The sequence below is a fragment of the Bacillus cereus G9842 genome (assembly GCF_000021305.1).
Classification (GTDB): Bacteria; Bacillota; Bacilli; order Bacillales; family Bacillaceae_G; genus Bacillus_A; species Bacillus_A thuringiensis_S.
In genome coordinates this window covers 1,682,394-1,700,639 of the sequence record NC_011772.1, presented here as the reverse complement: position 1 = coordinate 1,700,639, position 18,246 = coordinate 1,682,394, and the positions used below count along the sequence as shown (strand labels likewise).

The following is an 18,246-nucleotide window of genomic DNA, read 5'->3' as shown; positions in this document are numbered from 1 at the left end:
TACTATTTTCTATTTCACAAAATAAAAAATAGATTTTTCTTGCTCATCCACATTTACTCCTGGCGCGTATGTATGAACTTGTTGCAATACTTCTTCTATTAGCAACTCTAACTCCTGCACACTATTTTCTGGACTCCCTATTAATGTATCTGCCATACGTTTATATAATTTTTCAGGTTTAATAGTCATTCGTTCCACATTATTAGGCATCCATTTAAACGCTGGATGATGTACGTACATTTTATTCAAACCAAATAAAACACCAAATACATTCCTTTGTACTTCACAAATAACGTCATAAAGCATAAGCCAATCTTTCCGTTTTAAAAGCGCCTTTCGATTGTGCCAACGATTACTTAACCATAGATTTTCTGAAATCATCCGTTTTGCTAGTTCATCTGGATATGCCGCTACTCTATCTTTTAATTCATTCACTTTCCCTTCTCCATACAAACTAACACCATCATGAACAGATGATACAATACATTGTTTTTCATAACTTATATCATATTGATCCACCACATCCGAAATCACTTTCTCTACTGTCTCTGTTAAAAAGTTACTAATCTCTAATTTAATTCCCTCTTTCGTTAAATACGTTTCCGACCATTCTTCTTCCTCATACGGATGATACGATAATATTTTCCCATCAATATGATAAATAGGGGCCCTACGATCCTCATCTTCCGGCGGTGTTGACCATAAAATATGTAATTCTATATCTGAATGTTCATCTTCAAGTTTTCTAGCTACTGAACCCGCTAAAATAATAGCTTCCACTTTCGGATTTTTCCTATAAATCTCTGCCATCTCTATTGCTTTCTCTTTTAATCCCAATTCATTTCCTCCTAAAATTGCAGTAATCCCCTTACTTTTCATTTATCTATTTCGATTTTACAGCTTGCATTACCTTTTCAAATTCCTACTACATCATATTTCTATCCAATAGCGCTGAATAACTTCACCAGTACGAGAAGAAACTACTTCATTTTCTAACACACCGCCAACCTTTTGAATCGTTTTAGCAGAACCGATATTGGATTTATCGCAAGTTATTAACACTTTCTGTAATCCTAATTTTTGTGCTTCAGCTAATGCAAGTTGTAGTTGTTTCGTAGCGTAACCGTGGCGACGCTTATTTGGATGGACACTATATCCAATATGACCGCTTTCCCGTAATAATTCTGGATTTAATCTATGTCTAATATTCACAAAACCTATAAGTTCCCTTTTTTCAAAACTTAAAAACTGGCTAGATGGCACTCGATTAGCTAGTATATTTTCTCCTAGTTCTTGTTTACTCACTTTTTCAAACCATTCATCAAGAGAATCAAAGTTTTGTAAAGAACTACTTCCATGTGGTTGTTCCCCTGATTGTAAAAATGCCTGTCTATACGCCGTAATATGCTCACTATATTCATGGATTGGTTTTAATAGTTTCATTGTTCTTCTCCCCCTTCTTCATTCCATAAAACAAACACCTTAATAGCAGCTATTCACTATTAAGGTGTTTCTATCCTTTTTATTCAAATAACCCCATACTCAAATAACGTTCCCCTGTATCAGGCGCAATACATAAAACTTTTTTACCAGCGCCTAGACGTTTCGCTATCATGATTGCAGCGTAAACAGATGCTCCAGAAGACGGCCCAACTAATAATCCCTCTTGTCTAGCTAAGTTTCTCATTGTCGTTAAAGCCTCTTCGTCTGCAATTTGAATAATTTCGTTATACACTTCTATATTTAAGTTTTTCGGGATGAACCCTGGGCTTGTTCCTACTAGTTTATGAGGACCTGGTACACCACCTGATAAAACGGGAGATCCTTTCGGTTCCACTACTGCAATATATAAGTTTGGTAATTTCTCTTTTAACGTTTCACCAGTCCCTGTAATCGTTCCGCCTGTTCCTGCCGTTGCAACAAAGGCGTCAAGCTCTCCATCCATTTGTTCATAAATTTCAAGCGCAGTCGTATAGCGGTGAATATTCGGATTAGCTGGGTTTTCAAATTGTTGCGGAATAAAACTATTCGGTATTTGCTTTTGCAATTCTAACGCCTTCGCAATTGCTCCTGGCATTCTTTGTTCTGCTGGTGTTAAAACTACTTCTGCCCCGTATGCTTTTAATAAATTAATACGCTCTTTTGACATATTGTCTGGCATAATTAAAATCGCTTTATACCCTTTAGCTGCTGCATTCATCGCTAAACCAATCCCTGTATTCCCGCTTGTCGGTTCAATGATTGTATCTCCTGGTTTGATGAGACCATTTTCTTCTGCAACGTGAAGTAAATTATAAGCAGCACGGTCTTTCACACTGCGCGATGGATTAAACATTTCTAGTTTCACATACACATCTGCTGCGTCTTCCGGAATAAATTTAGATAATCGGACGACAGGTGTATCGCCTATTAATTCTGTTACGTTTTCACATAATTTCATAGCGCATCCCCTATTCTATCGTTTTCTTATCACTTGGCAGTAACCATGAAGTGAGTCCAATTAATGGTAGACAACTACATAATAGCATAATAAATTGCAGGCTATATATATCTGCTAATTTCCCAAGAACTACTGCACCTAATGCTCCAAGTCCAAACGCAAGACCTACGATTAATCCTGACACCATTCCCACTTTTCCAGGTACAAGCTCTTGTGCATATACAACAATTACACTAAAACTACTTGAACTAATAAAACCGATACATAAAAATAACGGTACGACCCACACAAGTGAGACATGTGGTAATAACAGTGCAAGTGGCGCTGAACCTAACATTGAAAATACGATGATATTTTTCTTACCAAATCGATCTGCTAACGGTCCTCCGAAGAAAGTTCCTAACACACCAGCAATCATAAATGCGAATACGAAATACTGGGCATTTTTTATAGATAAACCATAATGCTCTATTAAGTAAAATTGATAGAAATTCCCGATACCAGCACCGTACCAAGAACGTACAAAAGTAAGAAAAACAAGAAGTATAATAACGAATTTAATGTGTGTACTTACAATTGCATTTTCCGCCTCAAGCGCAGCCCTCTTCTTCCTTCTTACAGCGCCGGTTGCTAATTCATTTTTGTACCAATTCGATACGAAAATTAATAATACAATTCCTACTGCTGCAAATGCTGTAAAACCTAATGAACCAATTTGACCGAGTGGAACGAAAATTAGCGCTGTAAAAATAGGAGCTAAGGAATTCCCCGTGTTTCCCCCAACTTGATAAATCGCTTGCGCTAACCCTCGTTTTGCACCTGCCGCCATATACGCAACACGAGCGCCTTCTGGATGAAAAACTGCGGAACCTAAACCAATAAATAAAACAGAAATAATAACAATAATAAAGTTTGGTGCAAACGCGAGTCCAATCATTCCAAGCATGCTTGAAAACATACCGAGTGGTAATAAAAATGGTGATGGCTTCTTATCTGAATACATACCAAACACCGGTTGCATAATCGATGACGTCATATTTAAAGCAAACGCAATCCACCCTACTTGCATATAGGATAAATTCATCGTTTTTTCCAAAATAGGAAACAACGCCGGCACAACTGCTTGCATCGAATCATTTAAAAAATGCCCAAAGCTAATCGCAAATAAAATTCGATATATTGTCGGTGTTTCTACAGTTTTTTTGTGTGAAACTGCCTGCATATGTGAATCTCCCCTTTCTGTACAAATTATATATTTATTACAGTAGGTGTAATAAATTCTGACTTTTGAAACATTTCTATTCTATACTGCTTTCATTTCTTTTTCCAGAAATATAACTTAACTCCCGTCATTGGCTTGCATCCTTGTAACTTTCAGCGGTAAAACAGTACAAAAAAAGACAACCCAATCACATACTGGGTTGCCTCTTACATTAAATTGCAAAATGCTTATACTTCTCGTAATCACTCGTCTTACATTCTATTTCTAATTTGGTACCTTCGTTTTCGTAACTCGTAGATAAAACGTGTGCATGATTATTGAAATACGAAACTACCTGTCCTTGATCATATGGAATTAACATTTCACACTTCGTATACTCTTTATAGATGTGTGAGCGAATCATTTCTACAAGTTCTTCAATTCCAACATGTTTCTTCGCTGATAAATAAACGCGATTTTCTTGCACTTTCGGAATTTCAACATCTACCATATCTGATTTATTATAAGCATAGATCGTTGGAATATTTTCTACTCCAATTTTCTTTAACGTTTCATTTGTAATATCAATTAATTGTTCATAATTTGAATTTGCGTAATCTACGACGTGAATAAGTAGGTCTGCTTCCGCTACTTCTTCTAACGTTGAACGGAACGCCTTCACAAGATGATGTGGTAATTTACTTACAAATCCAACTGTATCTGTTAATAAGAATGATTTATTATCTGGCAAATCAATATTTCGTACAGATGTTTCTAACGTCGCGAATAACATATCTTTTTCAAGTACTTGTTTTTCTTCTGTACCATTATAAATTTCAAGCATTGCATTCATCGTCGTTGACTTTCCTGCATTCGTATAACCTACTAATGCTACAACAGGTATTTCATTTTTCTTACGTTGCTTTCGCTGCGTTTGACGCTGGGCAACGAGCGCTTCTAAATCTTTATTTAAAACTGAAATTTGTTCTTCAATTTTACGACGGTCTAACTCTAACTTCTTCTCACCGACACCTTTATTTTTCGTACCAACGCCGCCGCTCTGTCTTCCTAACGATTCACGAAGACCGATTAAACGAGGCATCATATACTGAAGATGGGCTACTTCTACTTGTAGCTGTGCTTCTTTCGTTTTCGCACGTTGCGCAAAAATATCTAAAATTAAAATGGTACGATCAATTACCTTACAATCTAAATCCTCTTCTAAATTTCGAATTTGTGAAGGAGATAATTCATCATTAAAGATGACCATATTCGCATCTATTTCTTGTACATACGCTGCTACTTCTTCAATCTTTCCTTTTCCGATATAATGCGATGGATTTACTCGTTGTAAATTTTGCGTTACTTGCCCAATTACCTCTACATCACAAGCTTCCGCAAGATTTGTTAACTCTTCCATCGAATATGCAAAATCATCTTCATTACCTACATTTACTCCAACTAAAACTGCTCTTTGTAATACTTCTTCCATATATTTATTCCTCCATTTCGATTACGTAAAATAAAAAACACAGGTCGCTGCCTGTGTTTTCGTAAACGGATAAGGGTTCATCAAAGAAATAGAAGAAAGCTGTGCTTTCATCCTATCTCATAGTAAAAAAAGTCCCAAAATCGTATACGTATCCACAATAAGTGTTCACCTATACAATCCCATTCTATTTATAAAGGCAAAACAAAAAGAGGGCGTATTCGTCCCTCCCTCTTTTTCACATATAAGCTTAATAAAGGGTTCCTTTAAAATAGGCAGACCAATCCCGTTCACTCTGTACACAGACAGAGCCTTTGAGCGCTATTCAATTATTGGCACAAAGTATTGAGACGTAATCTGATTAAGATCAAAGGAAGCCCCTCCGTTCATTTTAAGTTACATAAAGTGTAGCATAAGTAATTCGCTTTCACAAGGTTTAACAACCTATATCACACTAAAGAAAATCGTTATATTTTTACTTTAATCGTCATTTTTTGCGAATTTTTCTCACAATAAAAATAACAAAAGCAATTATCAATTTTAGAAACTTCTCGTATATTATTTTTACAACACTCGCTAAATTCCTTCATAGTAAGTTAAGTCGTTCAATACATCAAAAATCTATATTGACATTTTTATAACCTAATATTAGTATCAGGTTATAAAAATAAAAATTAGGAGATGTTCCTATGCATTCTAAATCTCGTATTACTGCAATTGGTACTTATGTTCCAAATCAAATATTGTCTAATAACGATTTAGAAAAGATGGTCCATACGAATGATGAATGGATTGTACAAAGAACAGGAATGAAGGAAAGAAGAATCGCTAGCGAAGAAGAATATTCCTCAAACTTAGCCATTAAAGCAATTAAAAATTTATGTACAACATATAAGAAAAACTTAGAAGATGTCGACTGTATCATTGTCGCTACTACTACTGCTGATTACGTTTTCCCTAGCGTTGCTTGCCAAATACAACAATACTTCAACATACCTCATACACTAGCTTTTGATTTAAATGCAACTTGTGCTGGTTTTACATATGGACTACACGTCGGTAATAGCTTAATCACTTCTGGATCACATGAAAAAGTACTTGTCGTAGCGACAGAGACATTATCTAAAGTTACTGATTATACCGATAGAACGACCTGTATTTTATTCGGTGATGGTGCTGGAGCTATTTTATTAGAAAGAGATGAAGACACCCCAAGCTTTATCGCTGCTCACATGGGAACAAACGGTGATGGCGGCATTCATCTATATAGAACAAACTTATCTACTACTATGAATGGCACACCACTGCAAACAAATGAAAAAATCGTTCAAAATGGAAGAGAAGTATATAAATGGGCAACACGTACAGTGCCAAAAGGCATAAAAGATTTAATACATACCGCAAATATGCCAGTAGATGATATAGACTGGTTCATACCCCACAGCGCTAACTTACGAATGATCGAATCTATTTGCGAAAAATCTCAAATTCCAATACAAAAAACATTAACGAGCGTGGAATATATGGGGAATACCTCTTCAGTCACCATTCCACTCGCTCTAGATTTAGCTATAAAAGAAGGGAAGTTAAATAATGGAGACACACTTTTACTATACGGATTCGGTGGTGGTCTTACACATTTAGGGCTTATTGTAGAGTGGAATTTAATTTAAGTGTATAAAAAGAGGCTCTAGTCAGTAACTAGAACCTCTTTTTCATTTAATTTCTTGCCCCTTTTCGAGACCATATCACAACAGGAATAAGTAATAACGCTAACACGCCTCCAGCCAATGACAATGCCGCATAACTTGAATTCGCTACTACCATACCTGACATCGCTCCACCAGAAGCTCCAGCTAGCGCAATACAAACATCTATTTTCCCTTGTGTTTTAGCACGTGTAGACGGTGTTGTGGAATCAACGATTTGTGCTGTACCACTTATCAATCCGAGGTTCCATCCTAGCCCAAGTAAAGAAAGAGCAACGATTAATAATAATAAAGAATCACTTGGCGCTATCGCAGCTATGACACCCGCTGCAAGTAAAATCACTCCACCAGCTATACTCATTGTAGTTCGGCCAATTTTATCAATTAACATTCCTGTAATGAGAGATGGAAGATACATTGCACCTACATGAAAACCTATCACAAGTCCTACTGCACTTAAACCGTGACCGTGGTGTCCCATATGAACTGGCGTCATCGTCATAATCGCAACCATCACTATTTGCGTAAGTATCATTACGATTGCTCCAACTGTAATACCTCGTTTATTTTCTTTCGCTTCTTCTGTTATTGGTTGCCCTTTATATGTATGTTCCTGTTTATATCTTTCTATTATGTTAGCAATAATTAACGGATCTGGACGAAGCATAACAAAAAGAACTAGACCCGCCAGTATAAATGCTGCTGCCGATAGTATGAACGGACCTGCAAGTTTAGGAACTCCAATTGAATGAGCAAAACTTCCCATTACCCCTACTAAATTTGGTCCTGCAACTGCACCGAAAGTCGTCATTACCATCGTAATACTAACAGCCGTTGCTCTCTGCTTCTTATCTGCTAAATCTGTACCTGCATAACGAGCTTGTAGATTCGTGGCTGTACCGGCACCATATATGAGTAAAGAAATAAGTAAAAGAATAATACTATTTGTTAAAGCTGCCATTACAACACCAATTGCTCCAAATCCACCTACTATAAACCCTGTTGCAAGACCTATCCGGCGTCCATATCGTTGCGAAAGCTTCCCTACTATGAAAGCTGCTAATGCCGATCCCAATGTAAACATAGCAGTTGGTAATCCTGCAAATGCATCTGTTCCAAGCATTTGCTGCGCAAGAAGTGCTCCCACTGTAATACCAGCAGCTAGTCCTGCACCGCCAAACATTTGTGAAATGCTGACGATTATTAACGTTCGTTTGTATAGTTTTTGTTGCTCTTCTTCTGTGTACACATGATTATCTATTAAAGCCCCTGCCTTATCTAGCAATTCCCCATCCTCCTTTTAAAATTAAGCCCTCTTGTTAATGTACTATGTATAACGTTACATATTCAATGGCATTTTCCATTCATCCCTTTCATTCTAAAAAACTTTCTAATCATACTCGACTTATCCCATGCTATATTAAAAATACTACTATTCACAATATGCAAGGAGGAAACAATGAAAAAAACAGGCTGCTATAGCCTGTTTTTCTTTACGCTTCTTCTACTAATCTTCCCCTTCTCTTTTTACTCAAAGCTTTCCCTTCCCAAAACAACAAACTTACGAAAGCACAAATTAAAATAATTGGCACACTTGCTTTATATAAATCTGTAAAACTCATAGCCATCTGATTCTTGGCATAATGATTCACATCATTTGAAAATGTGAGTACCTCTTTCTTTATACTTTCCTCTTGTTTTTCAACTTCTTTTGTCACTTGCCTCATAACTTCTTCTCTTTTTACATCTCTATATTCTACTGGAACTTCTCTTAATATTTCATCCGTCTTGTCGCGAATCAATTCTTCCTTTTTCTCTTTACTTAATCCTATTGTCATTGCATTTTGTTTCTTATTTATATTCGACTCTAAACTTTGATTCTCTATTTTCTCTTTAGTCATTTGTAAAATTTCAGTTTGCTCAGCACTATTCACATGAATATTACGCACCTTTTCTTCTGCATAACGATATACTTTTTCTTTATTTACAGTTAAATTGTGAGTTAAGTTAGAGACAAATATTGCAACCGCCAATACAATTCCAACTTGTCGTAACATTGATACAACACTTTGAGAAGCAGTTAACAGTTCTCCTTCAAACGAAGACGCACTTAAAACTGTAATTGGCCCCACTACTAAACCATATCCAACACCTAATATCATACACGGAATAATAATTTCTATATTTGTTGAATGAACATCAATCATTTGCAACCAATAGTAGGAAAGCCCCATAACAAGAAATCCTGACAAAATAATAGTTACTTTTCCGAGTTTTTTAATTAAAGTTGCTGCAACTGGTGAGACAAAAAATATCATTGCTGAAATAGGTGTCACTAAAAAAGCCGCTTCAATTTCCGTTCGACCTTGTAGTTTCGTCAAGAACGTTGGAAGCAATACAGTAACTCCAATTAAAAATAAATTACTTAATATAACAACGATCGACGCTCCGACAAACATTCGATCTTGAAATAACTTTAAATTCACCATTGGATTATGAATCTTTCGTTCTACTAAAACAAATAGAATAAGAGAAATAGTGCTAATTGCATAACAAGACAAAGCAATATTACTTTGCCATCCCCATGTATTACCTTTTACTAATATGAGAGTAAATGAAAAAATTGCTGTACTACTTAATAGTAGTCCTACCCAATCTATTTTTGAGATAATACGTTCTTCATTTTTTATTTGCAGCATAATGCAGCATAAAATGATTCCAAGAATACAAATTGGAACATTTACGAAGAACACCCATCTCCAACCGAAATTTTGTGTAATAATTCCACCTATCACTGGTCCCATAGCAGCTGACAATCCTTGTGTTACTCCTAAAATCGCAAGCGCAACATGCCTCTTAGCTAATGGCATAGCTGATACACCAATTACCATACTTGTTGGAAATAAAATCGCTGCCCCAATGCTTTGTATAAAACGAGAAAAAATAAGAAAATCACCTGTATTAGCAAAAGCGCAAAGTACCGATCCACCACCAAAAATCACCAGACCAAGAACATACATCTTTGCTTTTCCAAAGATATCAGCTATCCGCCCTAACGGAATGGCAAGTACTGCAATCGTCATTGTATAAACATTTAATACCCAAGACATCTTTTCTAATGAAGTATTTACACTCGATTGTATTGCTGGTAAAGCTATATTCATAATTGTCGTATCAATCATACAAAGAAAGATACCTAGACACATTAAAAAGACAATCTTAATACCCTTTGATTGTTCCATCTTTATATACCCCTTTATTTATTGTGAACGCGTTTTTCATTCTTCTGTTTTATTGTTTTCTTCCGCCTCTAACTCTTCTAATTTTTTCTTCAAAGTCTCTACTTGTGCACTATACGATGCAATACCTACATCTAGTGAAATTTCTTCGACGAAAGTAATACCTACTCTCCACTTTTCATATTTCAATCGAAGATCTGCAATGTACGCTTCTTTTCTTTCAATTTCATCTTTAATCCATTTTTTTATCGTCACATCATCACTATAGTTGCCAAAATACATTCTCATTAAAAAATCCGAACGTAAAACATCCTTCTCTACAGGCGTCTGCATATATTGATAAAACTCTTCACGTCCTTCATCTGTAATAAAGTACATTTTCTTATTCGGTTTCCCCTCTTGCATGACAACCTCTTTTTTTATTTTCCCCTCATTCTCCAATTGTCGTAACGTTGGATAAATCATTCCAAAACTTCCATCAAAAAAGTGGGTAAATACGTCTTCAAAAACAATTTTAATATCGTAACCAGACATTTCTTTTCCCATTAATAAACCTAAAACAACATCTCTTCCCTTCAAAGTAAAACCCCCACATATTATATAATCAATAATCATATTAACAATGTTAATATGATTATTGATTATATACCTTATTCTGTTAATTGTAAAATGTTTCTAAATAAAAAAGCCCCATAATTTGGTTTTACCAATTCACAGGGCCATTTTCTTATTTACTCCTTCACACCTACATCTTGCAAAACTTCAATATCCTCTTTCATTTCATAATAATAAGAAGGCAATTCTATACCATGTTCTAAGAAATAATCCTCTATGAATGAAATAATGATTTTTAACGTTTTCACACGGGCATACAATTTATCGTTACTTTCAATAATATGCCACTTCGCATTTGGCTTACTTGTTCTTTCAAACATGTCTTCCATCGCTTCAACATACTCATCCCATTTTTCACGATTACGCCAATCTTCATCTGTAATTTTCCATCTTTTCAAAGGATTTTTCTCTCTATCGTTAAATCTCTTTAACTGTTCCTCTTTACTTATATGGTAGAAGAACTTCCCTATTATGTAATGGTCATCTGTTAGTAGTTTTTCAAAATCATTAATCTCATCATATGCTCTCATCCACTCTTCCTTTGTAGCAAAACCTTCAACACGCTCAACTAACACACGACCGTACCATGAGCGATCAAAAATGGTAATTTGCCCGTACTGTGGAATTTTGCGCCAGAAACGTTGCAAATAATGGTAACGTTTTTCATGAGGTGCAGGCGCTCCAATTGGATCTACTTGGAACCCACGTGGGTCAAGATGTTCCGTCACCCGCTTAATTGCCCCACCTTTACCAGCCGCATCCCATCCTTCCATAACAAGCATAACCGCGATTTTTTCTTCTTTCAAAATTTGTTGTAATGCTAATAAGCGCCTTTGATATTTTTCGAGTTTCTTGTTGTACTTAGATTTTGATTCAATTTTTTTCGTTAAATCTACTTTAGCAAGATGTCCATTTTCCATAAAACAAATCCCCCTTGTTGTATGACAATGTTATTTTAACATATTTTTGGTAATTTTTTCATATCCTAAAAAGCTGTGTAGGAACATCTCTACACAGCTTCCTTCTCTAATTTCACATCTACAAGCACATTTAACTACATTAAAATAAATAATTTATACGGAACTCTTAGTATATTCTTTTTTTAAAACGTAAAAATAGCCCTTTTAAAAAGGGCAGTAATCTAAGTATAGAAAAAACAAATTTATTCTTTCTTACTACATACGTAATTATGCCAGCTATAAGAGTAGTGAATAAGATATTGATTCACTACTCACAATACTCACTTTACATTATATGGTATATTTACTCGTAAAAAGAAGATAATAACAAGTAAATCCATTAAAGAATGGGAGCTCTCAAAAAATGAAACGAAAAATATTAACTCTCTTTACGCTTATATGTTTAGCACTACCAATGCAAGCTAGTGCTTACACATTTCAGTCACTACCGATTGCGTCAAAGTCTAAACAATGGTATGTCGAAATTGATAAATCTCATAACTCAAACAAGCAAGCAATCCAGCCAAAGCAAGGTGTATTTGATACGTATAGTTTACTCGTAAAAAACATCGGTCATGATGTATCAAACGTATCTGTGGAAATACTTGATAACAATCCTACCTCTAAGGCTACCTTTAAACCTACTACACCTAATGAAAATATTTCTAAAAGTCATACAAGCTTTGAGTACATGGTATTCCCATTAGACTTTAATAGTCATAATTTTAAAGTTGTGATCACTTGGGAAGAAAAGAATTTCTCTTATAACGGCCATCCGGTAAATGAAGGTAAAAAAATGAAACAAACATTTGTATTTAGTGAAGAATAAGTCCTAATTTCTTTAGGGCTTATTCTTCTTTTTTGAAACCTGCTTGTATCGCTTCCGTCACTTCTTTTGTGATTTCTAATTTTGTTGCTTCGATACTAATTTTTTGCGCCAAATATGTATGGAAGGCTTTTCATTACAAAGTTGTTTTATTAATACTGGTTGATTATATGCTAGGTTATTTTCTATATAGGTCTAGCCCTCTTTTCCCATATAATCAATTAAATCGACGAATACTCGGTACAGACAATGCTATTCCAATTGTTAAAATTACTAAACTAGCTAGTGTTATAATAGTTATCTCGCCACCTATGACAGTAGCTAACCAGCCTACAACTACATACCCTAATGGCAATAAAGCAAAAGAACCCAACATATCAAGACTTGCCACTCTTCCGAATGCTTCTTCTGGTACAAGTTCCTGTAAACTCGTTTCCCAAATGAGTCCAAATATCATCATGCCAAATCCTTCAATTGCCATTAAGAATATTAAAGCGGGTGCCCAAGAAATGAATGGCATAATTAATAAAGCAATACCACTCATTAAAACACCTCCATAAGCCAGTAATCCTCTCTTATGCCACCGCTCTTTCCCACCAAATATTAATGCAGCAATTACAGCCCCACCACCAGAAAAGGCCATGCCAAGTCCATACACGTAAGCTTCAAAATGATGATGAACATTAAATAACCACGGAATTAATACGACGATAATGCCGGCATAACAAATATTTATAAAAGAAAAAACTAAAATTGTAATCCACAGCCACGGATGACTTTTTAAAACTAATACACCTTCCATAAACTCTTGTTTGTAATTAAGCTTACTCTTTTCAATGGGTTTTACTTTTTCAAACTTAATTTCTTTTAAAAATAATAAACATAAAAATGATAATAAGTACGTTACTGCATCTAGTCCGAAACCTATCCCTGCAGACGCAACCGATACGATTAACCCACCAAGTGCTGGTCCAATTAATCGTATACCTTGATTACTCATTTGAGTGAGTGCGTTAGCTGCATTACGAATTTCAGGAACGAATACTTTCGCCCTTACAGCAGAATATGCTGGTTGGAATATCCCTTCCATAAGTCCGTATAAGGCAACGAGAATGTATAAAACTGTAATTGTTAATAAATCCATAAATATAAGCGATGCAAGTAATAGCATTAATATACAGCGGAGTATATCCGTAAATAACATTAATTTAACCCGATCAATTCGGTCTACAATTAAACCTGCAAACGGTAAAGCGAGAATATTAGGTAGCATGTACATTGCCATTGTCATTCCCATCACAACTGTTGAGCCAATTAATGAATACACAACAACTGGGAGTATGACCATAGTTATCGAACTACCTAAGGCCGAGAGTAATTGTCCAATCCATAAAAATTTAAAGTGTGGTGATACTTTAACCGGTAATAATAATTTACCAACATAACCTAAACTTTTCTCCTTTTGTATTTCTCCTTGCATGTCTCTTCCCTCTTTTCGAATGACTATAGAATTTATAATTTATAACTTAAAATTTATAATATTCAATTTATAATTATATAAGAAACAATTATGTTATGGTAAAATTATCAAAAAAATATAAAGGAGAATACATCATTATGCCTCTAAATTCACATAACATCGAACACCAGATCTATACAATGTGTATGATCCAACGTAACAATGAAGTTTTACTCATAAAACGCCCCAACCATCGAGGTTTCCCTGGCTACATCGCTCCTGGCGGCAAAGTAGATTTCCCCGAAAGTATCGTTCAAGCCGCTATAAGAGAAGTAAAAGAGGAAACTGGATTACTTGTTTCGAATTTAACTTTTAAAGGATTAGATGAATATGTAAATCCGAAAGGTAATGTTCGGTACATGGTATTTAACTACTGGACAGACTCATTTGAAGGTGAACTTCTTTTAAACCCTCCTGAGGGCGAATTATTATGGATACCAATCGATACAGCACTACATCTTCCTATGCAAGATTGGTTTAAAGAGAGATTCCCATTATTTTTTGAAACAGGCACTTTTGAAATTCAACGTGTTTGGGATAATGAGCTAAATAAACAAATTTCTATGACAATTACCCATACATAAAAAAGCTTGGAAACCTGTCCAAGCCTTTCTTACTTCTAAGTAATTTTTTCAATCTTATAATGAATATGTAAAAATTTAAGTCCAAATATCCACATGCTATGATGAGCTGTTAACATTTTATCCTTATCCTCTGTAATGACGAAAGTCTCTGCTAACGGTAAACGGATTGTTAAGAACTGAGTATGTAAATAAATACCCTCATCTCCCTGACCATTTTCTCTTAACTTACTAGTAATGATTAAATCATGACTATCATTATATATTTTCAAAATACCAGTCATATTCGAATAAGGTAAAGGTAAGGCGATATTCATATATGTCTCATTCTTATTTGTATGCTTTGAATAAAGAGCTACAAAAATAGATTCACCTGCTTCATTTTTCCTTAGCCAAGCCCTTACATTCTCTCTTCCATCTTTCTCATCTATTACATTAATGATAGAGCCATGCATCGTTTCCCAATTGCCGCCCATCCCTAAATGTATTTGTCCCACACGCTTACTCATTTTCTCATAACAAAATGCAAATGGGCGGAACCAACGAGCCCATTTAATATTTGATTGCAACTCATACTCTGTTGTATTTTCATAAAAACGAATAATACTTAAAGGTACCTTCGTCACGTCAAATGACTCACTATGAAAATCAGTTATTTGATCAACTAAACCGTTGTATTCCTTACTGCCTACTAAATTGCCGCTATATAAAAAAGCCTCACCAATTGCCACACTTCCTCTTAATTTACTCATTGGTTTCCCATAGTATTTATAATTCGGAACACTCTTTTCGATCATCCAGCCGACAAATGCCGGTAACGCTACTCCAATTCCATTGACAACACCATGAATCCAAACCATTTGAGCAATTGTAATCGTCATTACATGCTTCAAATTCCCGTATGAGTATATAAGTGAGAACATAATTGTAACCATGAGTGTACTAGACGAAACGATTAGTAGAATCTTTGCACTGATAGCATTAAATTTTGCTCTCCAAACGTAAAATCCATACCCATAAATCGCACATAAATATAGAAACACTGCAAAAAATTCAAATATTCTCGAGTATGTAATTCCTATTGCGACTGTCATAGGTGAAATCATGATGATAAACATAATAACATCATATACTTTACTTCTCTTTTCTCTTTTTCTCCCTATTAAACCAGCTGATAATGGCAATAGAAACGCCGAATAATGAAAATGTGCAGCTGTGAGTAAAACAATGTCAGAGCTAAACTGCATAATTGAAAGTTTTGCTACTGAAGCAAAAAACCAAAAACCACCTAAAAACAAATAAATAAACGCACTATCTATGGCGGCCTCTTCTAACGGCTTCCATCCTCTTTCTAGCAATCTACTTACACCAAATAACGCAACAATTCCTGTATATACAAACCAAACTAGCGCAAATACATAGTGATTTGTGACGAAAGCTAGCATTGCACAAATTGCTGCAATTGGATATAAAAACGATACGAATTTATAAAATAATAAATACGATCCATCTCTTTTTCTTTTATCAATAATACAAAGTGACATTGGTATAAATAATAAAACAGATAATAATATAATTGCTTCAACAGGATTTATATTCGACCGCTCACATAATAGAAAAACAACATAACCAGCAAGCCCAAATATTATATTTTTCATATCGTTTATTTCCTTTCCACAAATGTTCCCTTATATGAAAAAAGCGAGCCAATTAACGGGTTTCGTACTTGTACATGAATTCGAAAACACTGTAGTGTTGCATCATAACTTTCAACAATTTTTGCTTCACCATACAAGAATTTTGGCAACGGAATTTTTCTTCCAAACATATAAAACCATTGTTTCTTTGAAGCAATATGCATTGCCCCTAACTCATCGATATGAAAATGTAGTGTAGAAACGAGTAAATGTGGTTCGCCAAAATAATCTACAATTTCATTTTCGTTTTCATCCAATTGCATAACTGCGTTAAAATATCTTTTCTTATTATGAAAATAAAAAGTACGGTTCCACCTTACTAATTCTTGTCCATATTCATCTCGCTCAGCTATGTTTTGTATCGTAAATGGAATTTCCTCTCCTCGTTCCGAGAAAAACATTCGAAACTTCGATGCAATTTTCAATATAAATTTCACGAAAAAAGAGCCACCGTAAATTTCATCCATCTTTCCTTCCCCTGTAAAACTATTCTCTTCTGTAATGGCATAACGCTTCTGCAATTCAGGATGAAGATTTTTATAGGTATCCCCTAATAATCGTTCATACATATTAGCCATACACTTATCCCTTTCTCGCCCTCTTGCAATTTTTCGCGCTTGGTAAATCGAAACTATTTATATAACCGACAATTGATAACCCCATTAGAAGAACATTTAATGTAATCGGATTAAACGGCCCTGTAAAGCTTGCGATATTCGTAAATCCTGCCGCTAACGTTAAAACTAGTAATACAATAATATGCAGTATAAATAATTTTCGTTTTGTTAGTGGCAACAGCCATACGACACCGAAAATTATTTCTAACACCCCAATTATTTTAAGTATATATACACTACTTTCATTTGAACCAATTAATACAGAAAGCATCTTTACTTCTTCTGAATGAGTAAACAGTAGTTTCGGCACTATCCCTTGATATATCCATACAAAAGCAAATAAAAAGCATACGAGCCAATACGTCATTGTTCTTCTAATTAGTAACCTAGGATGAAGCCCCTTTTCTAACCATAATTTTAAGGCATCAAAACTCCAAGCGGTCGCCCAACCTAATAACGGACGAAAAATATAGGAATCTATTACATTTCCTATACGACCAAATCTTGTATCATAATCATATTGTGTCTCAAAATGGATGTATTCTTTATTCGGCGTATACTTCCAATAACCACGTCCTATTTGAATAAGAGATAATGTATTATCCGTCCAAAATTTTAAAGAGGAAATTCTTTCACCAGTTTCTTTTCTTATTTCACCTATTGATTCCCCTTCTCCAGCTATTTCAAGCCCAAATCCAATCTTTGTTTTATACAAAAACTTCTGTGGTTCTCCTTCTTTTTTCCCTAAATACGAAATTTCAGTAAAGCGAGCATCCCACTCTGTATGTATATCTGGTTCTTGCGTATATCTCCATAATTTTTCCATCGTCGTGTTCATTTTTGTCGCAACATAAATAGGCTGTTTCCTTTTCATTCTCCCACCTCCTATGCACTATAAGTTTAATGTACATGCAATGAATTTATTTTGCTACATTTTTCACAAACTTTTCTGTAAAAAGAAAGAATTTTTAAAATATATGTAAAACACTTGATTCCCCGAAAAATTTAAATTATTATAAAACAAATGTTACCAATAACTTCATAAATCAAACACTCTCGCCTAAAACGTGAGATAGAGGTTGCGATACTTATGAGTATTCTAATGGAGACACAGAGATGTCTATGAACTTAGATGAAAGGAAGTATTGCCGAAATTGATAAATTTCTCTGCATTTGTCAATTGGGGCTGTTTTCGAATAGAAACAGAACTGTCATATGTACAGACGTGTACGTATGAAGAGCTATCTACAAAAAAGAGATATCATTTTTTATGATATTCCTTTTTTGGCGGTTTTTTTATTAGCTCCGTTTTCTGTTTCCCTTTTCCTGTAACAGCACCATCCTCACTTATTTG

16 protein-coding genes and 1 riboswitch are annotated in these 18,246 nt (G+C 34.9%); of the genes, 3 read left to right on the top strand and 13 right to left on the bottom strand.

What is annotated here, in order from left to right; genetic code table 11:
• Positions 1-9: 9 nt before the first annotated feature.
• The 5 genes from BCG9842_RS08585 to hflX all read right to left on the bottom strand — a co-directional run bounded on the left by BCG9842_RS08585 (position 10) and on the right by hflX (position 5,133).
• Positions 10-837 carry a DUF4037 domain-containing protein gene (locus BCG9842_RS08585; protein ID WP_000523164.1) on the bottom strand — a complete coding sequence of 276 codons (828 nt, stop codon included), beginning with the start codon at positions 835-837 and terminating at the stop codon, positions 10-12.
• Between the two features lie 93 nt (positions 838-930).
• Positions 931-1,443, bottom strand: a complete 513-nt coding sequence (locus tag BCG9842_RS08580) for a GNAT family N-acetyltransferase (RefSeq protein WP_000771276.1) — start codon at positions 1,441-1,443, stop codon at positions 931-933.
• A 79-nt stretch (positions 1,444-1,522) separates the two neighbouring features.
• Complete coding sequence (cysK, locus tag BCG9842_RS08575; protein WP_000762269.1) at positions 1,523-2,440, bottom strand: cysteine synthase A; 918 nt, start codon at positions 2,438-2,440, stop codon at positions 1,523-1,525.
• Between the two features lie 10 nt (positions 2,441-2,450).
• Positions 2,451-3,662 (bottom strand): MFS transporter, encoded by a 1,212-nt coding sequence (locus BCG9842_RS08570; protein ID WP_001149399.1) that lies wholly within the window; start codon positions 3,660-3,662, stop codon positions 2,451-2,453.
• A 211-nt stretch (positions 3,663-3,873) separates the two neighbouring features.
• The gene (hflX, locus tag BCG9842_RS08565) at positions 3,874-5,133 is read right to left on the bottom strand and encodes a GTPase HflX (protein ID WP_000393290.1); all 1,260 of its coding nucleotides are present in this window, start codon (positions 5,131-5,133) and stop codon (positions 3,874-3,876) included.
• A 686-nt stretch (positions 5,134-5,819) separates the two neighbouring features.
• On the opposite strand from hflX, the gene BCG9842_RS08560 reads away from it, so the two are divergent.
• Positions 5,820-6,803: a ketoacyl-ACP synthase III gene (locus BCG9842_RS08560; protein WP_000555769.1), complete on the top strand. Its 984-nt coding sequence runs from the start codon at positions 5,820-5,822 to the stop codon at positions 6,801-6,803.
• A 46-nt stretch (positions 6,804-6,849) separates the two neighbouring features.
• On the opposite strand, the gene BCG9842_RS08555 is transcribed toward BCG9842_RS08560, so the two are convergent.
• The 4 genes from BCG9842_RS08555 to BCG9842_RS08540 form a co-directional block, all read right to left on the bottom strand.
• The gene (locus BCG9842_RS08555; RefSeq protein ID WP_000884512.1) at positions 6,850-8,124 is read right to left on the bottom strand and encodes an MFS transporter; all 1,275 of its coding nucleotides are present in this window, start codon (positions 8,122-8,124) and stop codon (positions 6,850-6,852) included.
• Positions 8,125-8,332: 208 nt separating this feature from the next.
• Entirely contained in the window at positions 8,333-10,081 is a 1,749-nt protein-coding gene (locus BCG9842_RS08550) for an MFS transporter (protein WP_000438123.1), read from the bottom strand.
• Positions 10,082-10,117: 36 nt separating this feature from the next.
• A complete protein-coding gene (locus BCG9842_RS08545; RefSeq protein WP_000678344.1) occupies positions 10,118-10,657 on the bottom strand; it encodes a PadR family transcriptional regulator in 540 nt (179 codons plus the stop codon).
• Between the two features lie 152 nt (positions 10,658-10,809).
• Entirely contained in the window at positions 10,810-11,613 is an 804-nt protein-coding gene (locus tag BCG9842_RS08540; protein ID WP_000427314.1) for a polyphosphate kinase 2 family protein, read from the bottom strand.
• A gap of 403 nt (positions 11,614-12,016) precedes the next feature.
• Here BCG9842_RS08540 and BCG9842_RS08535 point away from each other — a divergent pair, with 403 nt between their 5' ends.
• Positions 12,017-12,481: a hypothetical protein gene (locus BCG9842_RS08535; protein ID WP_000823339.1), complete on the top strand. Its 465-nt coding sequence runs from the start codon at positions 12,017-12,019 to the stop codon at positions 12,479-12,481.
• A 214-nt stretch (positions 12,482-12,695) separates the two neighbouring features.
• Here BCG9842_RS08535 and BCG9842_RS08530 read toward each other — a convergent pair whose 3' ends face one another.
• Positions 12,696-13,958 (bottom strand): MFS transporter, encoded by a 1,263-nt coding sequence (locus tag BCG9842_RS08530; protein WP_001161167.1) that lies wholly within the window; start codon positions 13,956-13,958, stop codon positions 12,696-12,698.
• Positions 13,959-14,095: 137 nt separating this feature from the next.
• On the opposite strand from BCG9842_RS08530, the gene BCG9842_RS08525 reads away from it, so the two are divergent.
• Entirely contained in the window at positions 14,096-14,581 is a 486-nt protein-coding gene (locus tag BCG9842_RS08525) for an 8-oxo-dGTP diphosphatase (RefSeq protein ID WP_001130579.1), read from the top strand.
• Positions 14,582-14,616: 35 nt separating this feature from the next.
• Here BCG9842_RS08525 and BCG9842_RS08520 read toward each other — a convergent pair whose 3' ends face one another.
• From BCG9842_RS08520 to BCG9842_RS08510, 3 genes are read right to left on the bottom strand one after another with little or no spacing between them, the layout of a single operon-like run.
• Entirely contained in the window at positions 14,617-16,236 is a 1,620-nt protein-coding gene (locus BCG9842_RS08520) for a YndJ family protein (RefSeq protein ID WP_000789394.1), read from the bottom strand.
• Between the two features lie 5 nt (positions 16,237-16,241).
• On the bottom strand, positions 16,242-16,853 hold the full coding sequence (locus BCG9842_RS08515) for a DUF4166 domain-containing protein (protein WP_000002648.1): 612 nt from the start codon (positions 16,851-16,853) through the stop codon (positions 16,242-16,244).
• 4 nt (positions 16,854-16,857) lie between these two features.
• On the bottom strand, positions 16,858-17,766 hold the full coding sequence (locus BCG9842_RS08510) for a DoxX-like family protein (protein WP_000823953.1): 909 nt from the start codon (positions 17,764-17,766) through the stop codon (positions 16,858-16,860).
• A 191-nt stretch (positions 17,767-17,957) separates the two neighbouring features.
• A riboswitch (Lysine riboswitch) is annotated at positions 17,958-18,144 on the top strand.
• The last annotated feature ends 102 nt before the right edge of the window (positions 18,145-18,246 follow it).

Excerpts from the sequence above, each read along its gene's own strand:
- BCG9842_RS08580 (WP_000771276.1), bottom strand. The coding sequence starts at position 1,443 with ATGAAACTATTAAAACCAATCCATGAATATAGTGAGCATATTACGGCG.
- cysK (WP_000762269.1), bottom strand. The coding sequence starts at position 2,440 with ATGAAATTATGTGAAAACGTAACAGAATTAATAGGCGATACACCTGTC.
- BCG9842_RS08570 (WP_001149399.1), bottom strand. The coding sequence starts at position 3,662 with ATGCAGGCAGTTTCACACAAAAAAACTGTAGAAACACCGACAATATAT.
- hflX (WP_000393290.1), bottom strand. The coding sequence starts at position 5,133 with ATGGAAGAAGTATTACAAAGAGCAGTTTTAGTTGGAGTAAATGTAGGT.
- BCG9842_RS08560 (WP_000555769.1), top strand. The coding sequence starts at position 5,820 with ATGCATTCTAAATCTCGTATTACTGCAATTGGTACTTATGTTCCAAAT.
- BCG9842_RS08550 (WP_000438123.1), bottom strand. The coding sequence starts at position 10,081 with ATGGAACAATCAAAGGGTATTAAGATTGTCTTTTTAATGTGTCTAGGT.
- BCG9842_RS08540 (WP_000427314.1), bottom strand. The coding sequence starts at position 11,613 with ATGGAAAATGGACATCTTGCTAAAGTAGATTTAACGAAAAAAATTGAA.
- BCG9842_RS08535 (WP_000823339.1), top strand. The coding sequence starts at position 12,017 with ATGAAACGAAAAATATTAACTCTCTTTACGCTTATATGTTTAGCACTA.
- BCG9842_RS08530 (WP_001161167.1), bottom strand. The coding sequence starts at position 13,958 with ATGCAAGGAGAAATACAAAAGGAGAAAAGTTTAGGTTATGTTGGTAAA.
- BCG9842_RS08525 (WP_001130579.1), top strand. The coding sequence starts at position 14,096 with ATGCCTCTAAATTCACATAACATCGAACACCAGATCTATACAATGTGT.
- BCG9842_RS08520 (WP_000789394.1), bottom strand. The coding sequence starts at position 16,236 with ATGAAAAATATAATATTTGGGCTTGCTGGTTATGTTGTTTTTCTATTA.
- BCG9842_RS08515 (WP_000002648.1), bottom strand. The coding sequence starts at position 16,853 with ATGGCTAATATGTATGAACGATTATTAGGGGATACCTATAAAAATCTT.
- BCG9842_RS08510 (WP_000823953.1), bottom strand. The coding sequence starts at position 17,766 with ATGAAAAGGAAACAGCCTATTTATGTTGCGACAAAAATGAACACGACG.